General features: G+C 57.8%; 20 protein-coding genes and 1 pseudogene. 11 read left to right on the top strand and 10 right to left on the bottom strand.

Annotated features, from left to right (window positions below; all coding sequences use genetic code 11):
• Positions 1–30: 30 nt before the first annotated feature.
• Positions 31–459 (top strand): annotated as a pseudogene (locus tag FFI16_RS00770) (integrase); the annotation flags it as partial.
• The gene (locus FFI16_RS00765; protein WP_138813793.1) at positions 456–731 is read left to right on the top strand and encodes a hypothetical protein; all 276 of its coding nucleotides are present in this window, start codon (positions 456–458) and stop codon (positions 729–731) included. The pseudogene FFI16_RS00770 and the gene FFI16_RS00765, both read left to right, overlap by 4 nt.
• A 300-nt stretch (positions 732–1031) precedes the next feature.
• Here the strand turns inward: FFI16_RS00765 and FFI16_RS00760 are convergent, their stop codons facing one another.
• A complete protein-coding gene (locus tag FFI16_RS00760; RefSeq protein WP_138813792.1) occupies positions 1032–2105 on the bottom strand; it encodes a hypothetical protein in 1074 nt (357 codons plus the stop codon).
• Between the two features lies 1 nt (position 2106).
• Entirely contained in the window at positions 2107–3672 is a 1566-nt protein-coding gene (locus FFI16_RS00755) for an AAA family ATPase (RefSeq protein WP_178112619.1), read from the bottom strand.
• Positions 3673–5188: 1516 nt separating this feature from the next.
• Here FFI16_RS00755 and FFI16_RS00750 point away from each other — a divergent pair.
• Positions 5189–5449, top strand: coding sequence for a DUF6124 family protein (locus FFI16_RS00750; protein WP_138813790.1), 261 nt, complete (start codon positions 5189–5191; stop codon positions 5447–5449).
• Positions 5450–5632: 183 nt separating this feature from the next.
• On the opposite strand, the gene FFI16_RS00745 is transcribed toward FFI16_RS00750, so the two are convergent.
• The 8 genes from FFI16_RS00745 to FFI16_RS00710 form a co-directional block, all read right to left on the bottom strand.
• Positions 5633–6802, bottom strand: a complete 1170-nt coding sequence (locus tag FFI16_RS00745) for an MFS transporter (protein ID WP_138813789.1) — start codon at positions 6800–6802, stop codon at positions 5633–5635.
• A gap of 16 nt (positions 6803–6818) precedes the next feature.
• Complete coding sequence (locus FFI16_RS00740) at positions 6819–8234, bottom strand: saccharopine dehydrogenase C-terminal domain-containing protein (protein ID WP_138813788.1); 1416 nt, start codon at positions 8232–8234, stop codon at positions 6819–6821.
• Position 8235: 1 nt separating this feature from the next.
• Complete coding sequence (locus FFI16_RS00735) at positions 8236–8946, bottom strand: hypothetical protein (RefSeq protein WP_138813787.1); 711 nt, start codon at positions 8944–8946, stop codon at positions 8236–8238.
• Positions 8947–9338: 392 nt separating this feature from the next.
• Complete coding sequence (locus tag FFI16_RS00730; protein WP_056858257.1) at positions 9339–9722, bottom strand: 5-carboxymethyl-2-hydroxymuconate isomerase; 384 nt, start codon at positions 9720–9722, stop codon at positions 9339–9341.
• A gap of 61 nt (positions 9723–9783) precedes the next feature.
• Entirely contained in the window at positions 9784–10614 is an 831-nt protein-coding gene (locus tag FFI16_RS00725) for a phytanoyl-CoA dioxygenase family protein (protein WP_056858256.1), read from the bottom strand.
• 40 nt (positions 10615–10654) lie between these two features.
• Positions 10655–12034 carry an MFS transporter gene (locus FFI16_RS00720; protein WP_138813786.1) on the bottom strand — a complete coding sequence of 460 codons (1380 nt, stop codon included), beginning with the start codon at positions 12032–12034 and terminating at the stop codon, positions 10655–10657.
• 10 nt (positions 12035–12044) lie between these two features.
• Positions 12045–13202 (bottom strand): hypothetical protein, encoded by a 1158-nt coding sequence (locus FFI16_RS00715; protein WP_138813785.1) that lies wholly within the window; start codon positions 13200–13202, stop codon positions 12045–12047.
• 21 nt (positions 13203–13223) lie between these two features.
• Positions 13224–14210 carry an aldo/keto reductase gene (locus FFI16_RS00710; RefSeq protein WP_138813784.1) on the bottom strand — a complete coding sequence of 329 codons (987 nt, stop codon included), beginning with the start codon at positions 14208–14210 and terminating at the stop codon, positions 13224–13226.
• A gap of 314 nt (positions 14211–14524) precedes the next feature.
• Here FFI16_RS00710 and FFI16_RS00705 point away from each other — a divergent pair, with 314 nt between their 5' ends.
• The 8 genes from FFI16_RS00705 to FFI16_RS00670 all read left to right on the top strand — a co-directional run bounded on the left by FFI16_RS00705 (position 14525) and on the right by FFI16_RS00670 (position 22547).
• A complete protein-coding gene (locus FFI16_RS00705; protein ID WP_138813783.1) occupies positions 14525–16180 on the top strand; it encodes a GH3 auxin-responsive promoter family protein in 1656 nt (551 codons plus the stop codon).
• A gap of 15 nt (positions 16181–16195) precedes the next feature.
• Positions 16196–17074: an alpha/beta hydrolase gene (locus tag FFI16_RS00700; protein WP_138813782.1), complete on the top strand. Its 879-nt coding sequence runs from the start codon at positions 16196–16198 to the stop codon at positions 17072–17074.
• Complete coding sequence (locus tag FFI16_RS00695; protein ID WP_138813781.1) at positions 17061–18254, top strand: enolase C-terminal domain-like protein; 1194 nt, start codon at positions 17061–17063, stop codon at positions 18252–18254. The genes FFI16_RS00700 and FFI16_RS00695 overlap by 14 nt, the downstream gene beginning before the upstream one ends.
• The gene (locus FFI16_RS00690) at positions 18251–19972 is read left to right on the top strand and encodes a thiamine pyrophosphate-binding protein (RefSeq protein ID WP_138813780.1); all 1722 of its coding nucleotides are present in this window, start codon (positions 18251–18253) and stop codon (positions 19970–19972) included. Before FFI16_RS00695 ends, FFI16_RS00690 begins: the two co-directional genes overlap by 4 nt.
• Positions 19973–19982: 10 nt before the next feature.
• The gene (locus tag FFI16_RS00685; protein WP_138813779.1) at positions 19983–20855 is read left to right on the top strand and encodes a sugar transporter; all 873 of its coding nucleotides are present in this window, start codon (positions 19983–19985) and stop codon (positions 20853–20855) included.
• Positions 20848–21168 carry a Dabb family protein gene (locus FFI16_RS00680; protein ID WP_138813778.1) on the top strand — a complete coding sequence of 107 codons (321 nt, stop codon included), beginning with the start codon at positions 20848–20850 and terminating at the stop codon, positions 21166–21168. The genes FFI16_RS00685 and FFI16_RS00680 overlap by 8 nt, the downstream gene beginning before the upstream one ends.
• A complete protein-coding gene (locus tag FFI16_RS00675) occupies positions 21155–21865 on the top strand; it encodes an SDR family oxidoreductase (protein ID WP_138813777.1) in 711 nt (236 codons plus the stop codon). Before FFI16_RS00680 ends, FFI16_RS00675 begins: the two co-directional genes overlap by 14 nt.
• Before the next feature lie 109 nt (positions 21866–21974).
• The gene (locus tag FFI16_RS00670; protein ID WP_138813776.1) at positions 21975–22547 is read left to right on the top strand and encodes a TetR/AcrR family transcriptional regulator; all 573 of its coding nucleotides are present in this window, start codon (positions 21975–21977) and stop codon (positions 22545–22547) included.
• Positions 22548–22553: the final 6 nt, after the last annotated feature.

The following is a 22553-nucleotide window of genomic DNA, read 5'->3' as shown; positions in this document are numbered from 1 at the left end:
GCTATTCAGCAACTCGGCCTTAAGAATCTTCAGTCCTCGGCGCACCTTGGTTCAAAACAAATAAATCTGCCCCTTTCCACTACAGGGACTTCAGCACAGCGATGGGTAGTGGCCAATGAAGCGGTGAAGGCGGCACTGCAGTTAGCCCGTAATGTGTCGCCGACTGGCAGCCGCAACTTGCTGTCCCACGACGAAAGCTACGCCGCACTCCTGCAACAGACCGTGCTCCCCGCCCGCGAAACGCTGCATGAACACGGAATGAAGGGTTTTCATGAACTGCGAGCGGCCTACGCCTGCGAGCGTTACGAGCAGATCACTGGACACTCTGCACCGGTCAATGACGGTCACTGCTATCGCATTGACCACAACCTTGATCAGCAAGCGCGCCAACAGATCAGCCTTGAACTCGGGCATAACCGGATAGATGTGATGTCGGCCTACATTGGAGGTCGGGCATGAACAAGCCCTTCGATATGGAGCTGTTCCTGAGCGGCATCCTGACCGGCTCGAAGTGCACCCAGCATCGCCACCTACGCCAAGCCCGAATCATGCAAGCAGCGATTCAACAGCGATGGCAACGAGACAATCCCTGGACCTGGCAGCTCAAGCATGTGCGCTGGTTTCTCACTCAGCACCTGAAAGACCACTCCGCCGCCACCCGGTATTACTATCAGCTCACCGCTCTATTGGTCTGGAAACGCTTAGGGAACGACCGAGAAATGTTGATCTAACGCTCGAGTCGTGAATAGGTCGCCCTCCAGGCTCACTTGCCCGCCTTCATCTATCTAAGCGCGGACTTCCTATTACGGATGAACTTGCTCGAAAAACACCGGTGCAATACATTTAGCCTCCAGACCTCCACACTAATAAGAAAAACATACAAAAGCTGCTAATCCGGCTTTTCAGTGACAACAACCATCCATATGGACTTATAGTTAGGAGTGAAAGCCCCCTCTACAAATGAGAACAACTTGCAAACCCAACTAATAATCAGCGAAAGTTGTCACCCCTGATTGGCTAATAGTGCAACATCAGGCTGACTTTGGAACGGCCGAAACACTCCAGCTTATCAGTGTTCCACCAATCGTAGACCATAATGCAGTAAGCACTTCACACTCCGTCGGATCCATTTCGACGACCGCATGAATTTGGTCCTTTACAACTCTCTTCTCCGGCCAAGGCTCCAGGATCTCACACGTACATTTTTGGGGCGTACATGCGTTAGTACAAGTCATTTCCGCGAGCCCAAATGCCGCCTTCCAGTATTCCCACCCTCCGTCCAGCTGCTTCAGCTTAGCAAGCGAGAATCCCTTCTTATAGTCCCAGTACAGCTTAGCCTCTGGATAGCCAGCAGCATCTGCGCTATTAATCTTCTCAGCAATTCCCTGAGAAGTTGGCGAAGTACACTTTTCCTTCAAAAAACTCAAGGGGACCAGATTTTCGATTTCATGAAAGTCCAAGTCCAAATGATGAGACAAGACCTGATTTGGCTGATCTACCCCTCTAACCCCCGTACTTGTCGGACCAGCCTCGTCAGTTGGAAATTTCTTATCCGAATCCGTGACACACAAACAAAATTGATCATTCCGATTCTGGGCTGATGAGTAGACAGCGTGCGTTCGCCCACCACCACCATGAACCGGACGGTAATTCCTATTTAACAATCCAGGACTAACATTGGCACGCAAATACCATCGCGAAATAATTTCGTAGATAAAGTCATCCTGAATCTCCTCATAGATTATTTCGGTTGGGCTTCTCAAACACAAACTTTTCACTTGACTCAGTGGAATAGATATCACAGAAACACTGCCGCGCCGACTCAAACAAGGCCGTAGCCCCGAAATCACAATTTCGGCGTAGGTTGTTACCAGCTGCTTTGCCGATGCAAACTGCGCGTATCTATTAGCCAGCCCTTTGAATGCCATGCGGGCAGAGGTTCCTAGAAACTCTAGGCCGGTAAGATATCTAAGAGTGGCAATATTACCAGTAACTAAATGTGTGCCGGCCCTAACAATCGCAGCAATATCCTCAAGCGAGTCGACGATATCTTGAGAGGGGTCACCTCCAATAGCCATAATGGATTCATCAAGATGGATTAACACATTACACCTCGAAGTCAAAGAACCCAAACGGCCAATTCAAAAGCGAACCGCTCTCGTCATACTGACTGAAATCGACCGTCGTATTGGAGGTATTGGACGACTTCGAAAATAGTACAATACTTGAATCATCCTTAGAGACTTTATCCTCAGCAGTCATCAAACCTATCTTATTTATTATAACTTCGCTATGCGTTTCAAGTATTATGAATAACTTAGCATCGCTTTTTTTTGCCGTCTGCGCAGCTCTAACAAGTATCTCTGCCAGTCGCGCTTGGAAACGAGGATGCAAATGAAGCTCAGGCTGCTCGATCACACATATATAAGGCACCGAATAAATTGCCAACTGCGGCCTAGAGCCCTTATTAAGGATAGCCCACAATTGAACTAAGATCGGTATGACTTGAGAGAATCCGAACCCCATATCTGCTAGGTTATAGGTTTGATTAGACTGTGCAAAAGTCAAACGAAGGCTTACATGCCCGCCATCGTATGTAGCCGAAATCTTCAGCCCCAACTCTGACATAGTCCAACTTTCCAGTGACGTACGATCCTTATCTGAAAGGTTCCGGACGAACATTGCTAAATTCTCGCCCTTCGAATCCAACTCAGCAACAGAAAGATCTTGCGAGCGATAATAGCGTTGCGCCGACGCCCTTATTGGCTCTATATAACTTACCCTACGAAAAGTATAGTCTAGAATCTCATCAAGATTATGAAGCAGCAGGGGTATTTTGCTAAGCAGCAAGAGATCCCGATATTCAATATACACTTCGTCTTCTATGGTCACCGATGCAGTTCTATTTTTCCACGTTACGGTGCCGCCCAAGGCCTTGAAGCCCGTAAACATATCCTCGTCACTTCCAATGCGTGCGATGTGAATCCAAAGATCCAGTTTTTCTTGCCCGGTGCGCTTGTGCGCAAACCTGGAAAGTATGCTTATTAGTCGCTCGCTTACTTTTGGACTACTAACACCATGCCACCACGAACCGTACATACGTTCTTTGGTAGCACCTTGCTTTGGGCGAATCATAGGGAAAATCTTGGAGGCCGACTGGTAGTCGAAGGATTCGCAGTAATCCTGATAACTTCTTCCATTGATATCAATTCCAGACACCTTTCCGGACTCTGAAATATCTATCCTCAATATATTCCCATCGATATCGACATCTAGACCTGCAGTACGAGTCAGTCCGTCTTTACCCAGAGAAGCAAGACGCAAGTTTATATCCAGCTTAGACTCAAAATGAACCTTCGAGCGAGAAATATACCTGGATGGATTATAGAAAATTCCAGACGGGACCTTTAGACCAAACTCAAATGAAATCTCCTTTGCTCCGCGCTCTCTAATTAACGCCTCATCGAAATCACCGAAATCGACGTATTTCCCGAACCACAATATAGAGCTACGAGTACTCGACTCAGCACTTTGCCTAAGTAGAGGAAAAGTTCTCAAAAACGTGCTTTTTCCGCAGCTATTCTCGCCAAGAAGAATTGTCAGAGGTTTAAGCTCTATCTTGCCGGTGTCTTTAAGGCTTCTTAAGTTCCTAACTCTCAGTGACTCAAGCATGATTCCATCCGATAATGGGAGACTAGCTACCGCCATCGATTCTTCGATGATGGCCGTCGAACAAATGATAGCAAATAGCCATATTTATCATTCAAACACAACTTTGTCAACAACCTCATTATCACCCTCTATACCGATAGTAGTCGATGGGGCAAACGAAATTCCAGATTAGCGTAAATCTCTCTTGAATTCTTATCAAAAGCCGGACTCAAAAAAAACTAGAATGCCGTTTCTAGAATCCTGCCCATTGGCCCGTGCCGTTCACTTCAAAACTGAGCTTAGACCTTCATTTAAGCCTGTGGCTTCATGTACTGCACCAGATATCCAGTACGCTTTTGAGAGATGCGTCGCGGTACATTCACACAGGGATATGATCGATCCAAGTCTTATAGTTCTTTAATTACGACCCCGAGAAAGTTCGAGCATCTGCGTCAGGGGAATTCCATCCCGCCTTGTAGTGATTAATTTTTGTAGACAACTCTACGACTTGCCTCGATCGCGGAAGTGTGAACAATATTAGCTTTGCGCCAGACACCGGTCACCGAGAGAGGACATAACGCCAACTTTAAGATACTCTCACGGACCTTTACCCTCTTAGCCACAAGACCAGAAGACCTCAGAAAATGCTAAGGAGATAACTTTCCTGATATTGTTCAGCCTGTACAAGTCGCGCAATCTAATTTGCGGCATTCCGCTCCGCATGGTAGGGTCTCGGTGACTCGAGAATAGATGACGATTCTCCGATTACAACAACTCCCAAGACATCCCTTATCATCGTGAGCTAATGGTTTTTTTCGTAGGGAGCCATAACGACGATTTTCTGCCCCCCCAAACTGATTTATTGCTATTCTTTAAGAGCAGTAAGATCAAGCGATTCAAGGCGCCCCACATAAGCGACATCAAGTTTGGCCTGTATATTTCAGTCCTCGACATTCTATAGTTAGGAACGCAGGCTTTATTATTAGTACGAATCCAACACGACTCTGCATCCGAGGCAGCTAGCTCGTCCAATGCACTCGAATGATCAGATGCGGTGTAGCGTTGCACGGTATTCCGATTGGTATCCCAACTAAAAATCAAAGCTTATATTAATATTATAAATCAATAACTTACTGAACACGTTTAACTTACCCCGGCCCACCAATTCGAAGCATCAACAAAACCCGCCCAGTGCAGGTTTCGTTGTTTCTGAGGTCTGAAAAGCCCAGCCAGCGGACCTTCGGATTTTTCCTTCAAGATATCGCGCCATTGGTGAACTGTTCCCACTCCTCCTACCCGGCTAACCTCCTCCCGTCGCTGCAAAATCAGCGACCGGGTTTAGCAGCTCGGTTAATATCAAGGCCTGCAACGCCACCATCCGTTCAGCATCTGCTGGACTACGTTATGGCGGCTGTGCGTGGGGCACTTTCGGGTGCGCTGGGTTCCTTGATTCCTGGTCTGCTAACCCGCGTACAGTCGCCACCCCCTTCGTTTAGCAGCGATGCCTGGCGACTCCACCAATCAAGGAGTTTGCGCCATGAAAAAAATCACCCCCAATCCCCCAGCGAGCCTTTTCACGGTCGCTCAAAACATCGACCCCGAAACCCTCCTGATTCAAGCCAGCGAAACCCTGGCCTCGCTGAACGCTATCACCACTGACCTGGCCTTCGAACTCGAAGGCGAAAACCGTCAGAAGCTCTTGGGTAGTCAACAACTAATCGTGCTGGGTGAGTTACTGATAGAGCGGGTGTTGTCCGTACTGCACCCCACGACCGACACATCACCGTCCCCGCAGTAGCAAAAATCAAAAGGCCGAGTCGCTACGCAGCAACTCGGCCTTAAGAATCTTCAGTCCTCGGCGTACTTTCGCGCACTCGAAATAAACCCGGTCTGAACCCAATGTCCACAGGTAACCCCGCCCTACCACCGCAACAAAAAAGACGTCCACAGACGTCTTTTTTGTACCTGAAATCCCCCCCAATCACGCTCGCACCGGATCTCTACGCAACACCAACATCCCCACAAAAACCACCCCCACCACCCCCACCGCTATCATCAACCCATGCCCACTCACGTAAGAAACCACCACCCCCGTCGCAATCGGCCCCAACACGCTCCCCAACGTATAAAACATCGCAATCGCCGTCATCGCCGTAGAAACCTGATGCTCCCCCACCCGATCCCCCGCCTCAATCACCGCCAGGGTGTTCATGCCGCCAATCGCGCCGCCCCACAGGAATACGATAAGCGTCGCCAGCCAGGGAAGCGGCTGGCTGAATGGGATGGCGAGGGTGCCTAGCAGCAGGACCAACCCGCAGACCAATTGGCCGATTTTGTAGGAGCTGCGGTCGGCCATCCAGCCGATGGGCAGTTGCAGCAGGGTGCCGCCGATGCCGAAGACGGAGATCAGCAGGGTTGCGGCGGTGAGGAGGTAGCCGGCCGAGAGGCTGTAGCCGGCCAGGAATGATACGGATGAGGTTTCGGCGAAGCCGGCGATAAATGCACCGCAGAGGGCGGTGGGGATTAGGCTGAATAATTTGCCGTGGCGTTTTTCTGCTGGGGTTTGTGGTTGGGTGTCGTAGGGTTTGAGGGTGAGTGCCAGTAGGCCGGAGAGCAGGACGATGGCGGCGCAGGCGTAGTATGGCGCGGCGCTGCCGACGCCGAAGACCACCAGTAGCAGCGGGCCGACGGCGATGCCCAGGCCCATGAGGGTTTCGTGTACGCCGATGGCGCGGCCGCGTTCGTCTTTGGAGGCTACGGCGACGATCCAGGTGTCGCAGGCGATCCAGCGCAGGATCAGGCCGATACCGAGGACAAAATTCAGCGCAAAAATCAGCCCCAGGTGGTGGGTCAGGGTCATGCCGATCAGCGCGCCAACGGTGAGCAGCGCACTGAGGAGGTTGGTCTTGACCAGCCCCAGGTGGGCGAGCAGGCGCGGCACCCATTTGTACAGCAGCAGGATCGCCAGCCACGAGGCGCTGACGATCACGCCGATTTTGGCCGGCTCCACGCCTTGCTGTTCCAGCGACAGCGACAGCAGTGGCGTGACGGTGCCGATCTGCACGATCTGCGAGAGTGCCGAGAGGGTGTTGATCTTGGTCAGGGCAAACCAGCGCTGTTTGTCGGTGTATTCGATGCTCGGGCTTTCCATGGGTGACAGGCCTTGTTTAAACCGCCGTAAAGTGTTCGAACTGCCACGGGCACAATTCACCTTCGGGCTTGTGGAACAGGGCATTGATGGTGTCCAGCGGCGTCCAGTCGGTCTGGATGCCTTGCAGGCTGCCAAGGAAGGGTAGAGCAATTTCCAGCACGCGTTGGTGGTCCATCTGTTCCGGCTCGACGATGCCACGGTTGGGGTTTTCGATGGCCCAGAGAATACCCGAGTACACGCCAGCGGCCACTTGCAGGCTGGTGGCGGTGTTGAACGGGGCAATCTGGCGCGCCTCGTCGATGCTCAGGATCGAGCCGTACCAGTAGGCATTCAGGGCGTGCCCCATGAGCAAAACGCCCAGTGCATCGACGCCACCGGGGGCAATCTCGTCGTTCATGATCCGCTTGGTATCCTGGAGCTTCCAGCCTCGGCCGACATATTCGTGCACCGATAGCAGCGCATCGTCGCAGGGGTGATAGGCGTAATGCACGGTGGGCCGGTATAGCAGCGTATCGCCCACTTTGACGGTCAGAAAGTCGGGCAACGAGATGGCTTCATTGTGGGTAATCAGCAGGCCGGTGCAGGGGCCGCCGTTGGGCGTCCAGGTTTTCACCGACACCGAGGCGCCGGGGCGCTCCAGGTAAATGGCGTTATTGGAGCCGAACTGATGATGATGGGCGAACGGCGGCCAGGTTTTCTCGTGGGAGCCCCAGCCCAGTTCGGCAGGCTGCCCGGCTTCGCTGACGAAGCCGTCGACGGACCAGGTGTTGACGAACTCGTCGTCGGTTTTGATACGTGACGAGCGCTGAGTGTCGCGCTCGGCAATGTGGATCACCTTGACGTTCAGTGCCATCGCCAGCTCGCCCCAGGCCACACCCTCTTGGCCGTCGGGCACGCTGACGTCGAGTTTTGCCGCGAGCTGCAGCAAGGCCGATTTGACGAAGTGCGACACCAGGCCCGGGTTCGCGCCATGGGTCACCACCGCTGTCGGGCCTGGGCCCAGCTCACTTCTTAGCGACAGCAATTGGTCGCGCAACGCGTAGTTGGAACGCTGCGAGGTGCTCAGGCTCGGTTCGTTGTAGGTACCGGCCCAGGGTTCAATGCAGGTGTCGAGGTACAGCGCGCCGTGGGCATGGGCAAAGCGGATCAGGTCGGCGCTGCTCACATTCACCGACAGGTTGACGATGAAATCCCCCTGGCGGACCACATCGCGTAACACGCCGCCAAGGTTTTCGGGCGTGAGCGCCACGTCGATAAAGCTCACGCCGAGGTCAACAAAGGGCTGGTGCTGCTCGATCTGCGGCGCGATCACCACCACCGATGAAAGCTCGAATGTACGCGCGCTCACCAGCAGCCCGAGGGTCGCCTTGGTGATCGAGCCAAAACCGATAAACACCCACTTTTTGCCGGAAATAATCGCGTCCTTGCTCATTTCAAATGGCCTCAAGAGTCGTTTCAGCTGTATCCAGGTGCTGGCTGCCAGGCGTGGCCGTTTCGCTGAAGTCCGGGATACGCCCGCTGGCGAAATATTGTTCCCATTCACAAAATATCTTCGGCACGTAGATCAACGGCATATCGTGCCGGTACAAGGCCTTTACCGATTCGGCAAACGCCGGGTCCTGATGGTTGGCGAACCAGTACCGATTATTGTCATGCAAGTACACCGGGCACTTTTGAACATCGGTCATGGCGATGTAGTTACCCAAGGTTTTTTCGGCAATACGCTGCCAACCATGTAACACCACTTCGTAAAGTTGGCCGCGCTCTGCAGGGGTCAACTCATAGACTTCGCGCTTGAACTTCTGCACGCTCATGTCGCGACAGAACATTGAAAAGGCATAAACATCCGAGTTGAAGTTAACCGCCGGAATCGGCGCTGACATCAAAGGGTCATAAAGTTCGTCGTTCAGGTCATCGGATTGCGGACAGAACGCCACTGCATCAAAGTCTTCGAACAACACCTTGGCATTGGTCACCGGGCACGTCAGGTAGAGCTTTTTATTCAGCGCATGGCCGGTCGCCAATGCTTCGGCAGAGAACTCACTGAGCGGGCTGAACAGCGCCGACAGGCGCCGTACTTCCTGGGCCACGCTGTATTGGCCCTGCTCAGGGTGGGTGGTCGGGCAAATGATCAAACAGGCCACTACTTCTCGAGCTTCAAGGGCGCGTACATACGCCTCAAAACTATCCCTGACATCTTGCGTGGTCCGCGCAACCGCCAACATATAACGATTTTTACTGAACTCCCGTCGCCCGGCCGCACACCCCAGGCAACTGGTAAACCACTCTCTTATTTCTTCTATTATCTGTTGATCATCCATGAGCCACCGTCCTGATTATGTTCCAAGTGGTGTGACAGCCTGGCATGAGAACGGCTTGATCTCTCTGGATCCCGGCGTGATTACGCAGCGATTAGTACATCGCAAAAATCTCAAAGACCAATACTGTTACGACATAAGGTTATAAAAAACTTTCCATCGAACTGACTCCGACGGAACACGCTTGTGAATAACGGCATTGGTTATTTACCTAGTTTTCACGGCAGTAAGGTCGCCGATCGCTTGCGCACATAACCACTGGCCGGAACCTCGGTGACTTGCACCGACAGATCAACCTTATGTCGCAGCAGCGCAGGCGCGAAGATATCGGCCATCACTTCGAGCAGCGCCGTGCTGAGCGCGCGTCGCTGCTCATCGTCACCGGCCTTGCCGGTCACCGTGGAGACGTTGAGGTGGATGAAATGCTGGCGCTCGTCACAATCGCCAACGAACGCGTGGTCGTAGCTGACCAGGCGGGTTTTGACCAGGTCCAGTCGCAACCCCGACACCTCGACCAGTGTTCGATGCAGACGCTGGCAGGCACTTTTGAAATCAACCTCGTCAGCCACCCCGGCGGTGTACTCAAGATAGACATGTGGCATGTGCAGTTCCCCTCACGTAATAGAACGCCGACCGGCAAGCGCCGGCCGGAGTACACGGCTGTCAACGGGTCGGGATAACGGGAAACTTGGGGTGCTCCATCGGCATGTCGAGCGTCAGCCCAAGCGGGTCGGTGCGATGGTTCGAGGCGCCGGTGTAGCGCGCCGACACCGGCAGCCACAGGGTGGAATACACCCAGCGCGGCACATTGGAGCTGTTGGCGGGCGCCGCATGGATCACGTTCATGTCGTGCACGGTGGCATCGCCGGCCTTGAGTGCAATCGGCGGCGACATCTCGAACTCGTCCAGCACCCACGGGTGCTCGTCGAGCAAGGTCACGTTATCGCGGCGGTTGAAGTAACGCCCCAGCATGCCCGCCCGATGGCTGCGGCTGAGAAACTGCATGGTGCCCATTTCCGGCGTCAGGTCGACCAGTGCAATCCAGATATTCAACGCGCCCTGCCGATCCAGCGGGTGGTGGGGAAAGTCCTGGTGCCAAGGTGTGTCGCCACCGGCCTCGGACTCGGGGTTCTTGGCGAACACGTGGTCGGAATAGAACCGCACTTCCTCGCCCACCAGTTGCGAAGCAATGCTGGCCAACTGCGGCGAATGGCTGAGCGCCTTGATCTGCGGGCAAGTACTGGAGACTTCATCCCAGCGCGCATACCAGCGGTAGGCATTCTCGATCTGCTTGCCCGGGTCGTTGCGGTCGACCGTGCGCGCCACCTCGCCCATGCGGGTCTTGGCCTCCTGGAGCAACATCTGCACCGTCTCGGCGTTGATCACATTTTCCAGTTTCATCCACCCATTAGCCCGAAAATCCAGGATTTGCTGGGCATCCAGTTGGCGCGGCGCATAGCCGGAATTTGCCTCGGTCTTCATGACTGCTTGCATGTTCAATCTCCATTGCTTCCAGGGTTTATTGAGCACTGCTTCAGGCGGCCGATTGCGCGGCCAGGGGTTGCTTGCGCAACAACACGAGCGTCAACGCCCAGCCTGCGGCCAACAGCAGCGCGGACAAGGCGATAACTTGGGCGAACCCGTGGCCGAACTGGGCTGCATCGGTCACGTTGATCAACAGGCTGAAGATGGCCACTCCGATCAGGCCACCCACTTGGCGCGAGGCATTGACGATGGCCGAGGCCACGCCGGACTTGTCACTGCTGACGTGGTTGACGGCAGTGGCGGTCAGGGTCGGCACCGTGAGTGAAATACCGAAGCCGATCACAAACATTTGCACGGCGATGTTGGCGTATGGCGCGCCCCCCACGAATGGCGTCAGTGCCACCACGCCGAGCAGCGCGATGGCCAGGCCCAGCGCCAGCAGGCGCCGCTCACCCAACTTCGGCAGCCAGCGGGCAGCCAGCTGATTGCCGAAAAACAGCACGCCGGTCATGGGGATAAAGGCCAGCCCGGTATTGATCACCGAGTAGTGATTGACCTGCTGTAAAAAGATGCTGAACACGAAAATCAGCCCGTAGAACACGAAGTTGACGATCACGCCCAGTATCGAGGCCAGGCTGAACGCCGCGTTGTTGAACACCGCGAGCGGCACCATCGGCCGGGCCGTGCGCGACTCGACCCACAAAAACCCGAGCAGGCCGCCGACAAAGCACACGGCATGCACCGCAACGCGCAGATCGACACCGTTCTGGCGGCCCAGCTCGATCACCGCGTAGGTCAAGTTGGCCAAGGTAAACAATGCCAGCAACTGCCCCCACAAATCGAAACCGCCTTTGTGATTGGCCGGGATACGTGGCGCATTGATCAGGCACAGCACGATGCCGATCAGGCCAATGGGCAGGTTGATGAAAAAGATGCTGCGCCAGCCGAACACCCCAATCAGCAAACCACCCACCACCGGGCCGGCGGCCAGCGCGATACCGGCGACGCCCGCCCACAAGGCAATGGCCTTGCTGCGTTCGGCGGGCACCTCAAAGGTAATTCGCACCAGCGCCAGCGAAGTGGGCACCAACAGTGCCGCGCCAATGCCTTGCAGCGCGCGAAAACCGATCAGCGCCGGCAAGGTGTCCGCCAGGCCGCAGCCGAGCGAGGCCAAGGTAAAGACCGCATAGCCCCACAGGAAGATTTTCTTGTGGCCAAACCGGTCACCCAGCGCGCCGCCGGTGAGCAGAAACGAGGCAAACAACAGCGTGTAGGCGTTGACGATCCATTGCAGCTGCAGCACGTCGGTGGCGAACTCGGCCTTGAAGCTTTCAAGGGCCACGTTGACCACGCTCACATCGAGCAGCACCACCACAAAGCCAAGGCAGGTGGCGAACAGGGTCAACTTCTTATGACTGGAAGTATCCATTATCAATTCCTCAGGAGGTGTGTAGCGCAGTCGGCAGCGACTCCAGGGTCGCCTCGATCTGCGCCTTGAATGCCAGTGCCGTAGCGCGCTCGACTTTCAGCGAACTGAACGCCAGCGCCGCATGCCAGTTGCCATTGAATCTGCCCAGGTGCAGGACGAAGTCGTAGTTGCCGCCGGAGCGGTTCACCAGGGTCGAAAAGCCGAGCACAGCCGGCGCGGGGTGAGTCAAGAAGCGGTCCAGCGGCCCGGTATTGGTAAAGGCCAGCGCGGGCCGCGGGCTGTCGTTGGCCGCACTGGTCGGGGGTGCGCCCAGTTCCGCGCGGCCCTCGGCGACCGCCTGCGCATAGCGCTCAATGCAGCCGAGCACGCCTGGGTTTTGCCGTGCAAAGGTGGTTCTGCGCACGTCGATCAGGCAGGCCTTGGTCAGCGGATGGCCATGGCTGCCAGGCTCTCGCAATGAATACGCGGTGAACAAATCGAACGCCGGCACATCCGCATAGTTGAGATAACTGTGCGCCAGCACCCCGCCCCATATAGCGTTGGTGGTGAAGCCAGATGCCGCACGCAGTTGATCCAGGCGTCCTGCGGCCTGGCGGCTGACCTGCAACTGGACAAAATCGGCGTAGCTGGCTTTACCCGTCTCAAGCGGTGACCCGCGCCAATACTTCAGGCGGATATGGAACGCCTGTGACACCCGGCTATCAGGGCTCGCGGGCGTCGCGGCCAGGTAACCGGCCAGGCTGTTGACCAGCCTGGCGGTGCTGTAGCCGTCGGAGATCGCATGGTTACGCGTCAGCAGAATATGGGTCTGGTTGATCTCGGCATCGGCAACCACTAATGCGCGCCAGCCCTCTTGATCCCCCAGCAAGCGGTTCAATTCAAGCTTGAGCAACACATCGGTACGCCGCGAAGGTGGTGGTGTGCCGGTCGACGACTGCACGTGATTGTCGACCGGTACGAACCCGTACCGGTCGCTGCCCACCGGCACAATCTTCTGGTGCAGAAACGGGTACTCCGCCACCAATTGCGCGAACGCTTTGCGCGCCTGCACAGGGCCCACACACCCAGGCACCGTCAGCAACGAGGTCACCTGCGTGTTGCCGTTACGTTGCAAAAAGTTCTGGTGAAAGCGCTGTTCCGTTTCGTCGAGCAAGCGGTGCGATTGCATGGCTGGCCTCCCTGGCAGTGCCTAGCGGTCGATGAACTGCATCATTCGCTGTTCGTAACGTTCACCGGCAACTGCCCACTGCCCCAGCAAGGCCTCGATCGCCTGTAGCTGTTCGTCGCTGAGCGCGCAGTCGTCGGCGGCGACGTTTTCTTCCAGGTAGGCCACACGCTTGGTGCCGGGGATCACCGCCAGGTGCGGGCTGCGCGTCAGCAGCCAGGCCAGCGCCAGTTGCGCAGGCGTCATCGACCAGGAGCCGGCCAGCGCCAGGATCGACTCGGTCAGAAAGGTATTGGCGGTGAAGTTTTCTTCGCGAAAACGCGGGTCCTGCTGGCGGAAGTCATTGGCGTCGTAGTGGGCGGCGCTGGCGGCCTTGCCGGTCAGAAACCCGCGGCCCAAGGGGCAGAACGCGACGTAGCCGATGCCCAGGTTGTGCAGCAGCGGCAAGATCTCTTGCTCGACATTGCGCTCCCACAGCGAGTACTCGCCCTGCACCACGGATATCGGGTGAGTGTTATGGGCGCGCTTGATCGTGCTTGTCCCCACCTCACACAAACCCAGGTATTTGACCTTGCCCTGCTCAACCAGGCGCCCCATCGCGCCTACCACCTCTTCGATGGGAATGGTGGGATCGAGCCGGTGCTGATACAGCACATCGATGTGGTCGGTGCCCAGCCGTTTGAGGGAGGCCTCAACGACTTTTTGCAGATTGCCTTCGGAGCTGTCGACGCCAACGATCTGGCCGTCGACGATGCGAAAGCCAAACTTGGTGGCAATCACCACCTCTTCCCGCCGACCGGCAAATGCGCGCTGCAATAGCCGCTCATTGGTAAACGGCCCATACGCCTCAGCCGAATCGAAGAAGTCCACGCCCAGTTCCAACGCTCGGTGCAAGGTGCGCACCGATTCGTTGTCATCGGTGGCGCCATACCACTGGCTCATGCCCATGCAGCCAAGGCCGATGCGGCCAACACGCAGCCCTTGAGTACCCAACGTGATCCTGGAAACCATGGAATCGCTCTCCTTGTGATACTGATCGTTCTACATAATTTTCAAATTAACGCTTCTCCGTCAACACAAAATTTCAATAAATAAAATTTAATTTTTGCCTCCCCATCGAAAGGACACCCTCGAAACACACATAAAAATCCTTTAATAACAGTAATTTGATCACAAAAAACAAGGTTTGATTAATCTCGTCATACAAACCGAATGATTGGATCCAATAACAAGAAACATATTGACACATAAATTTCGAGAGACTAAACACTCACAACAGAGACATACCAGTCTCTCTTTCCTTTCACGTGATCGAGGACGAACGCATGGGCAAGATGGACTCTTGGATCGGCCATTGGGAACGCAGGGTGCCGACCTTCAAAGCTGAATGCGCCCAAGCGCAAGCGAACTATTTGGAAAGGCTCGACAAACCCCTCAAAACGCAGGAACACGTGCTTGAGGACATCATTTCGGTGTGCCAGAAATCGCTGTTCTGGAAGGAGAACGGCTTTCAGGTCAGCCACTGCAACGGCCGCATCACCCGCACCAACATCCCGGTCATGACCTACGAAGGGTTCCGCGAAATCCTGGTGCGTGAAGGCCAGCAAAAAGGCGGGATACTCAGCTGCAGCCCGGTGGTGCGCTGGCTCAAGACCAGCGGCACCACCGGCCAGTCCAAACGCATTCCGTACACGCTGCACTGGATCCGCCAGTACCGGGTGCCCGCCATCCAGGCCATGTGGGGCTTTTTTGGCCATGACTACCCGGCGCTGCATGCCAACCCCTGGGCCACGCTGGACACCCAGACCGTGCGTGACCCGAGTAACGAATACGTAGAAGGCCTGCCCTACCAGGCCATCAGCAACCGCCACCCGCGAATCGGCAGCGGCGACTGGAACCCGCCCTGGTACGAAGCCCCGTGGTTCACGCCGACCCAAGATGCCAGCCATGAACAGAAGATGTACGCGCGGCTGCTGTGGACCTTGGGCGAAGACGTAAGGCTGCTCACCGCCATCAACCCCAGCACCCTGCTCTCCCTGCACCACAGCCTGCTGGAAAACCGCGAGCGTCTGCTGCGTGACCTGCATGACGGCGCCCACACCGGCAGCCTCCTGCGCGCCGCCGACCCGGCTGCCGCGCGACGGCTGGAGACGGTGCTCGCCGCTGACGGGGTGTCACTGACCGACGTATGGCCGGGGCTTGAGCGCTTCAGTTGTTGGACGGCGGCGTCGGCCAAACTCTACAAGCCGCAGCTGGAGCGGATCATGGGGCAGGCCAAGGTGCTGCCCTTCATGTCGTGCGGTACCGAAGGCGTGGTGACCTTGCCAGTCGACGATGACCAGGACAGCCAACCATTGGCGGTGGACCAGGCGTTCTTTGAGTTCATCCCCGTGTCGGTGGACATGGATGCACTGGTACGCGACCAGGCACAACCGGAAACCGTTGCCCTGGACCAACTCAAAGAAGGCGACGAATACCACCTGGTCATGTGGCAGGGCAACGGCATGGTCCGCATGTACACCGGCGATATCTACCGCGTGCACGGCTACTACCGCGGCGTGCCGCGTATCAGTTTCAGCCGGCGCAACGGCGTCATGCATTCCTTCACCGGCGAAAAGATCACCGAGACCCAGCTGCACGAAGCGGTGCAGATGTGCGGCATTCCCAATGCCGGGCTGTACCTGTGCGCGCCGGTCTGGCACGAAACCCCTTACTACGCCGTCGCCATCGAGGCCGGCGGCGCGTCGTGCGGCGAGTCGCAGTCCCTCAGCCAACTGCTCGACGGGCACCTGCAGGCGATCAATATCGAGTACGAGTCCAAGCGCTCCAGCAAGCGTCTGGGGCAGATCAAGGTCATCACGGTGCCCGGCAACGCGATCTCCATGGCCATCGAGCGCGAGAAGGCCGCGAGGAAAACCCTGCAGATCAAATACAAGCCCTTCCAACCGGACCTGTCCCTGCTGGGCATCCAGCAATTCTGATCTTGAGAGGCACTCATGAATATGCACTTGTTTGCACACAGCATTGCGCGTGAAGTTCACCACCTGGCTCAGGCAGACCGGCGCATGGCCCTGCACGCCTGGCGCCCGCAGCGGCCGCAAGGGGCCATTTTGTATTTTCATGGCCTGCAGAGCCACGCTGGCTGGCTATGGTCGGTGGGCAATGCCTTCGCCAACCTGGGCATCGCGTTTTACGCCCTCGACCGCGAAGGCTGCGGCATCAGCAGCGGCCAGAAACATGGCTTCCCGGATGTGCGCACGCTGCACGCAGATGCAGCGGCAGCCATCGAACACATTCGCCGTGAAGTGCCCGACGACATTCCGCTGTGCCTGTTCGGCCACTGCCTGGGCGGGTCGGTGCTGGCGGCCATCGCAAGCAGCAGCTACGCGCAATTGCCCTATGACAATCTGGTGATCTGCTCGGCGTGGCTGGGCAAGATGCACGACCGTTTAAGTGAACAGGAGCGCGCCAGTATCGACCTGGACGACCGGCACAGCCTGTGGGATTCGGGGCTCGACGCCGAAGACTTCACGGCCAACCCGCACCTGGTCGAATTTATCCGTAACGACGCGCTGGCAACCACTCACCTGCAGCATCGCGAACGCAAGAAGTTGCTGGCCCTGGAGAAGGTTTACCTGGCGGCCGACGCCCGCCCTATCGACGCGCCCAGCCTGTTTATCTGCGCCAATAAAGACCCGCTGGTGGACGTTAATGCCACCGTCGGCCACTTCCAGCGCCTGTGCCGCGACGGCTCGACCCTGCTGGTGAATCAGGACAAGCACTACCTGTTTTTTACCCCGGCCATGGGTCAGGTCGTGCAGTTCACCGCCGACTTCGTCAAAGCCAACGGACGCTACGCCTATGACGCCGCCTGAGGTCTACCTCGTGCGTCAGCCCATGGCCAACCCGTTCGTGCATGGCGCCCACCAACGCCACACGTCAGACAGTGTGGTGCTCAGTTGGACGCTCGGTGCTTTCACCGGGATCGGTGAATGCGCGCCGCGCCGCTACGTGACCGGCGAAGACTGCGAGTCGGTGCTGGCCCAACTGCGCAGCCTTGACTTCGCGCACCTGGCAAAAGCCTTGGCCAGCGGCGACCCGATCGACCGAGGCCGTGCGCTTTATGAGCACGGCCTGCCCGGCGAGGCCGATGCAAGCCTGGGCAACAATACCCGCTGCCTGGTGGAGATGGCGCTGCTCGACGCCCTCGCGCAACAGGCCGGCCTGCCCCTGTCCGCCTACCTGCTGCGCATCACCGAGGCACCCACAACAGCACGCCGCGCCCTGCCCGCCCAGGTCAACATCACCCAGGTGCTCGACCTGTCGCAACCGGTGCAGGCGTTCCTCGAACAGCGCAAACCGTTGCGCTCGCTCAAGCTCAAACTGGCCGGCGATGCCCAGGCCAATAAAGAGCGCCTGGGCAGCATCAAGGCGCTGGCGCCGAACCTGGCGCTGTATGTCGACCCGAACATGAGCTGGTCAACTGCGCAACTGCACAGCAGCGCCGCGCAGTTTCGCGAGCTCGGCGTGGCGTTGTTCGAGGAGCCGTTGCCGCGTGGCAGCCTGGAGGATTACCACCAGGCGCGCCTCAAGCATGGCGTGCCGATCATGCTCGACGAGTCGGTCACCTCGGCTCTGAGCCTGGAACGCGCCTGGCAACACCAGGCGCTGGATGCGGTGAACCTGCGCATTGCCAAATGCGGCGGCTTGCTCAGCAGCGCAAAAATGCTCGAGCAATGCCGCCGCTGGGGCTTGCCGGTTTACCTGGGCGTGCAGGTCGCTGAAGTCGGCCCGCTGATTGCCGCCCACCGCGCACTGCTGGCGGCCTTTGACGGCTTTATCGGTGTAGAGGCCGGCCAGCACGACCGTTTCTTCGACGACCACCTGCTCGACCCCATGCCGGCGATAGACCGGCAACACAACGCCATTCACTTGCCAGCCCACATGCAACCGGGCCTTGGCGGGCGGCTGACCGCCCACGTACTGCCGTACCGTTGCGCCATCGGCGCAGACCAACACACCTATTTGCCCCACCACATGGAGCGTGCGCGATGAAGTATTTTTCCGATTTGCTTGTGGATCTGTTGATCAACCAGGGCATCGAGTACGTCTGCTTCAACCCCGGCGCATCATTTCGCGGCATTCATGACTCGCTGGTGCATCACCCCGACCCTGCCGTGCCGGCCATCCTGATGTGCTGCCATGAAGAAATCTCGGTGGCCATGGCCCACGGTTATTACAAGGCCAGCGGCAAGCACATGGCGGTATTGGTGCATGCCAATATCGGTTTGCAGCACGCGAGCATGGCCATCTTCAACGCTTGGTGCGACCGCGTGCCGTTGCTGGTATTGGGCGGCAACGGCCCGATTGATGCAGCCCTGCGGCGCCCGTGGATCGACTGGATCCATACATCCCAGAGCATCGATAAAATTCTCTCGGGCTACACCAAATGGACGGACATGCCGGTGTCCCAGGCCGCCACCCTGGAGTCGGTGCAACGCGCGCTCAAACTCTGCGCCGCCGAGCCCCATGCCCCGTGTTATGTAGCCATCGACAGTGCGGTTCAGGAAGAGTCATTGGCAAACGGGCTCTCGCTGCCAGCCGGGCCGGTGCGTCCGGAACGCTTGCCGGCGCTGGACAATCAGCAATTGGCCGAACTGGTTACCCAATTAATGAGCGCGCAGCACCCCGTCATCGCCATCGACTACGCCGCACTCGACGATCAGCAGGCCGAGCAGCTGCTGGGCATCGCCAGCCTCACCGGTGCGGCGGTGATTTCCCGCAATGGCCGCTATAACGTGCCCAACACTCACCCACTGGTGTTCCAGGACCATGATGCGCACCTGCTGGGCGAATGCGACTTTCTATTGGCCCTGGAAGTCCAGGACCTGTATGGCCTGCTGGCCAACTCGGGGCAGAAACCCCACTCAGGTTTGTACATCGCCACCTTGGGTACCCACTCGCTGCTCATCAGCAGTTGGGTGGCCGACAGCCAGAAACTGGTGTGCGCCGACCTGGCCCTGCACGCCAATGTGGTCGCTTCCATCGCGCGTATTGCCGAGGCGGTGCAGGCATCCGCCGAACAGCGCGATAGCACGACACGCGCTTTGGTGGACGAACGCGTCGCGCGCATTACGGCGCACAAGCAGGTGCGCCGCCAAGCGTTGCTTGCCCAGGTCATCCAACCGGCCGATGGCCTGACCATCGCCCAGGCGCTGATCGCCATCCACGAAGCCATCGGGCACCAGCGTTGGGTACTCACCAACACCGGCAGCGTGACCATCGACACCCTGGTGCGTCAGCTCTGGCCTATTGATCGCAGCGAAGCCTATATCGGCATGAGCGGCGGCGCCGGGCTGGGTTATGGCCTGGGTGCAGCCATCGGCGCGGCGGTCGCCCATAAAGGCACGGGCCGGCTGAGCGTCAACCTGCAATCCGATGGCGACTTGCTCTATACCCCGAGCGCCCTGTGGACCTTGTCGGCCTACGACATTCCCTTGCTGGTGCTGGTGATCAATAACCGCCTCTACCTCAATTCCAAGCAACACGCCGAACGCATTGCCGACCTGCGCCAGCGGCCCAGCGACCTGTCCAACCTGGGCACCAGCTTCCTTGAAAACGAAGTGGATTTTGTCGCCCTGGCGAAAACCTTTGACCTCTATAGCCCCGGCAGCGCCGACACCCCGGCGGCGATTCAGGAAAAAATCGCCGACTGCCTGGCCTATATGCAAACCCACGGCAAACCCGCCCTGCTTGAAATCAAGACCCTCTAGGAGCTTGCCCATGTCGATCATTTTTGAATGCGTGCGGGACGGCCAGCGCTATGTCACCAGCCCCAGCGCCACGGGGCAGTACAGCCTCTACCCGGTATCCGATCTGTATGCCCTGTTGCGCGACACACCGGCGCGCGAATTCCCCGGTGGGCCACTGGCGTATCTGCGCGAACACTCGCCAGCGCCGTTGACGGTTACCGACCTTGCTGGCTTTGAGCTGCTGCCATGCCTGCTGCCGCCCGACCCGCGCCAGGGCGTGGTGTGCGGCTTTGGCTTGACCCACCAGAGCAAAGTTGCGCAACCACCGGAAAGCGACGAGCGCCCGGCGTTTTTTATCAAGGGCTTTGCCGACACGCTCAAGCGCAGCGGCGACGTGCTGCGCATGAGTCGCGGCGCGCTGTCGGCGTGTGAAGAGGCGGAAGTGGTGGCGCTGTTTCTGGTGGCCGACAACGGCCGTCCGGACTATATCGGCTACACCTTCGGCAATGACCTTACCGATATCGCCCTGGCCAAATCCAAGCGCAACTACCTGGCCTACGCCAAGCTGCAGCCCAGCGCCATTTCCCACCTGCTGTATTGGCAGCCGCTGCCCGACTTGATCAGGGGCACCACCTCCATCTACCGCGCGGGCGACCTGCACTGGGAACAGCGTTTCAGCACCGGCCTTTCGTGCCTGTGTTATGACGCCGATGACCTGTTCGACACCCTGTGGCAGCACCCCTCACTGCGTCTGCCCGGCACGCTGATCTACCTCTATATGGGCGCCGATCGCAACAGCGCCGACGCCGGCATCCACCTTAGCCACGGCGATACCGTGGTGTGCGAGTTCGACAGCGGCCCGCGCCTGAGCAACTTGATCGAATGGGAGAACCTCCATGTATAAGCGCATCGTTTTGCTCAAAAGCCCCGACGCCCCGGCCGTCTCGACGCTGTTGCAGGAACTGCACGGCTTTCCCGGCCATGTGCCCGGCCTGGTCGCGGTGGAGGTGATTGCCGACAGCGGCGACCGTTCGCTGGGTTACGACCAGGGTTTTATCCTCACCTTTACCGATGAATCCGTGCTCCCCGGCTGGCGAGAACATCCGTTGCACGCAGGCTTTCGCCCGCGCTTGCGTGCGCTGTGCGAGATGTTGATTTTCGATTACCCGCTCGCAAACTCTTTGCCACAGGAGGAAGACCGCCATGCCTACGCTTGAGTCCAACACCCAGGTTCTGGTCATCGGCGGCTCCGCCGGTATCGGCTTTGCCATCGCCAAACTGTTCCACCAGCAAGGTGCCACGGTCACCCTGGCCGGGCGCAGTGCCGCACGGCTAAGCCAGGCGGCGCACGACATCGGCGCCGAGGTTGCCACCGTGCCACTGGACGTCACCGAGCCGGCCGAGCTGGAACGCTTTTTTGCCCGGCCCACACGCTGGAAGCACATCATTGTCACCGCCGCCTCGCTGACGTTCGGCCCGGTGCGCAGCGTTGCGCTGGAGGATGCGCAGCGCATCTTCGACAGCAAGTTCTGGGCGGCTTACCACGTTGCCCGGCTGGCCCCTTTTGACGAGGATGGTTCGCTGACCCTGGTCTCGGGGCGTTTTGCCCAGCGCGCCGGGCCGCAGACGGCACTGATCAGCGCGGTCAATGCCGGTATCGAAGGCTTTGCCCGTGGGCTGGCCAGCGAACTCTCGCCGGTGCGCGTCAATGTGCTGTCCCCGGGGTTTGTCGACACCGGCATGCACCCCGAAGCACTGGTACAGAAAATGCGCCAACGCAGCCAGGCACTCCCGGTCAAACGCATCGCCCGCCCGGAAGACATCGCCTCGGCGGCGCTGCTGCTGGCCACCAACCCGATGATCAGCGGCACGGTACTGGCCGTAGACGGCGGGGATACCGTGAGCTTTACCTGAGTTTTTGCGACATATGGGCGAAACACCGAATCGAGACTGAGATAGACTGGTCTATATCATAATGTTACGGTTTTCGCCCATCCCAACTACTTGAACCTGGAGTTCCGAGTTGTCCGTATCGAAGAAGCAGCATGTCGTCGACACTGCTACCAGCCTGTTTTCCCAGCACGGTTTCCACCCCGTAGGTGTTGACTGGATCATCGAAGCGTCGGGCGTCGCCAGAATGACGATGTACCGTAATTTCAACGGTAAGGAAGACCTGGTCAAAACCGTGTTGACGCAACGCTCGGCGCACCTGATCGAGCAATTGAAAGCGCGCATGGATGAAAAGCCCAGCCTGGAAGAAAAGATCATTTCGATCTTCGATTGGCGCGGGCAGTGGTTCTGCTCCACCAGCTTCGCCGGCTGCCTGTTCGGCCGCGCGGTGGCCGAGTTCCCGGAGCACTCCGACATCCGCGAGATCGCCCTGGACTACAAGCACAAACTGCATGCGCTGGTAGAACACGAGATAGCCCGTCACCACACGCCCGAGACCGCGAGAACCCTCGCGACCTACATGATGATGTTGCTCGATGGGGCCACGGTGAATGCCCAGGCGTTCAGCAAAAGCCACTTTGCCGGCGATGCCTGTGATGCGGCGCTGATGTTGCTTCGGTTTAATGTGGGCAAGCAGATCCGATAAAGGCTT

The organism is Pseudomonas sp. KBS0710 (assembly GCF_005938045.2).
GTDB lineage: Bacteria > Pseudomonadota > Gammaproteobacteria > Pseudomonadales > Pseudomonadaceae > Aquipseudomonas.
This window is presented reverse-complemented; position numbering and strand designations above follow the sequence as displayed.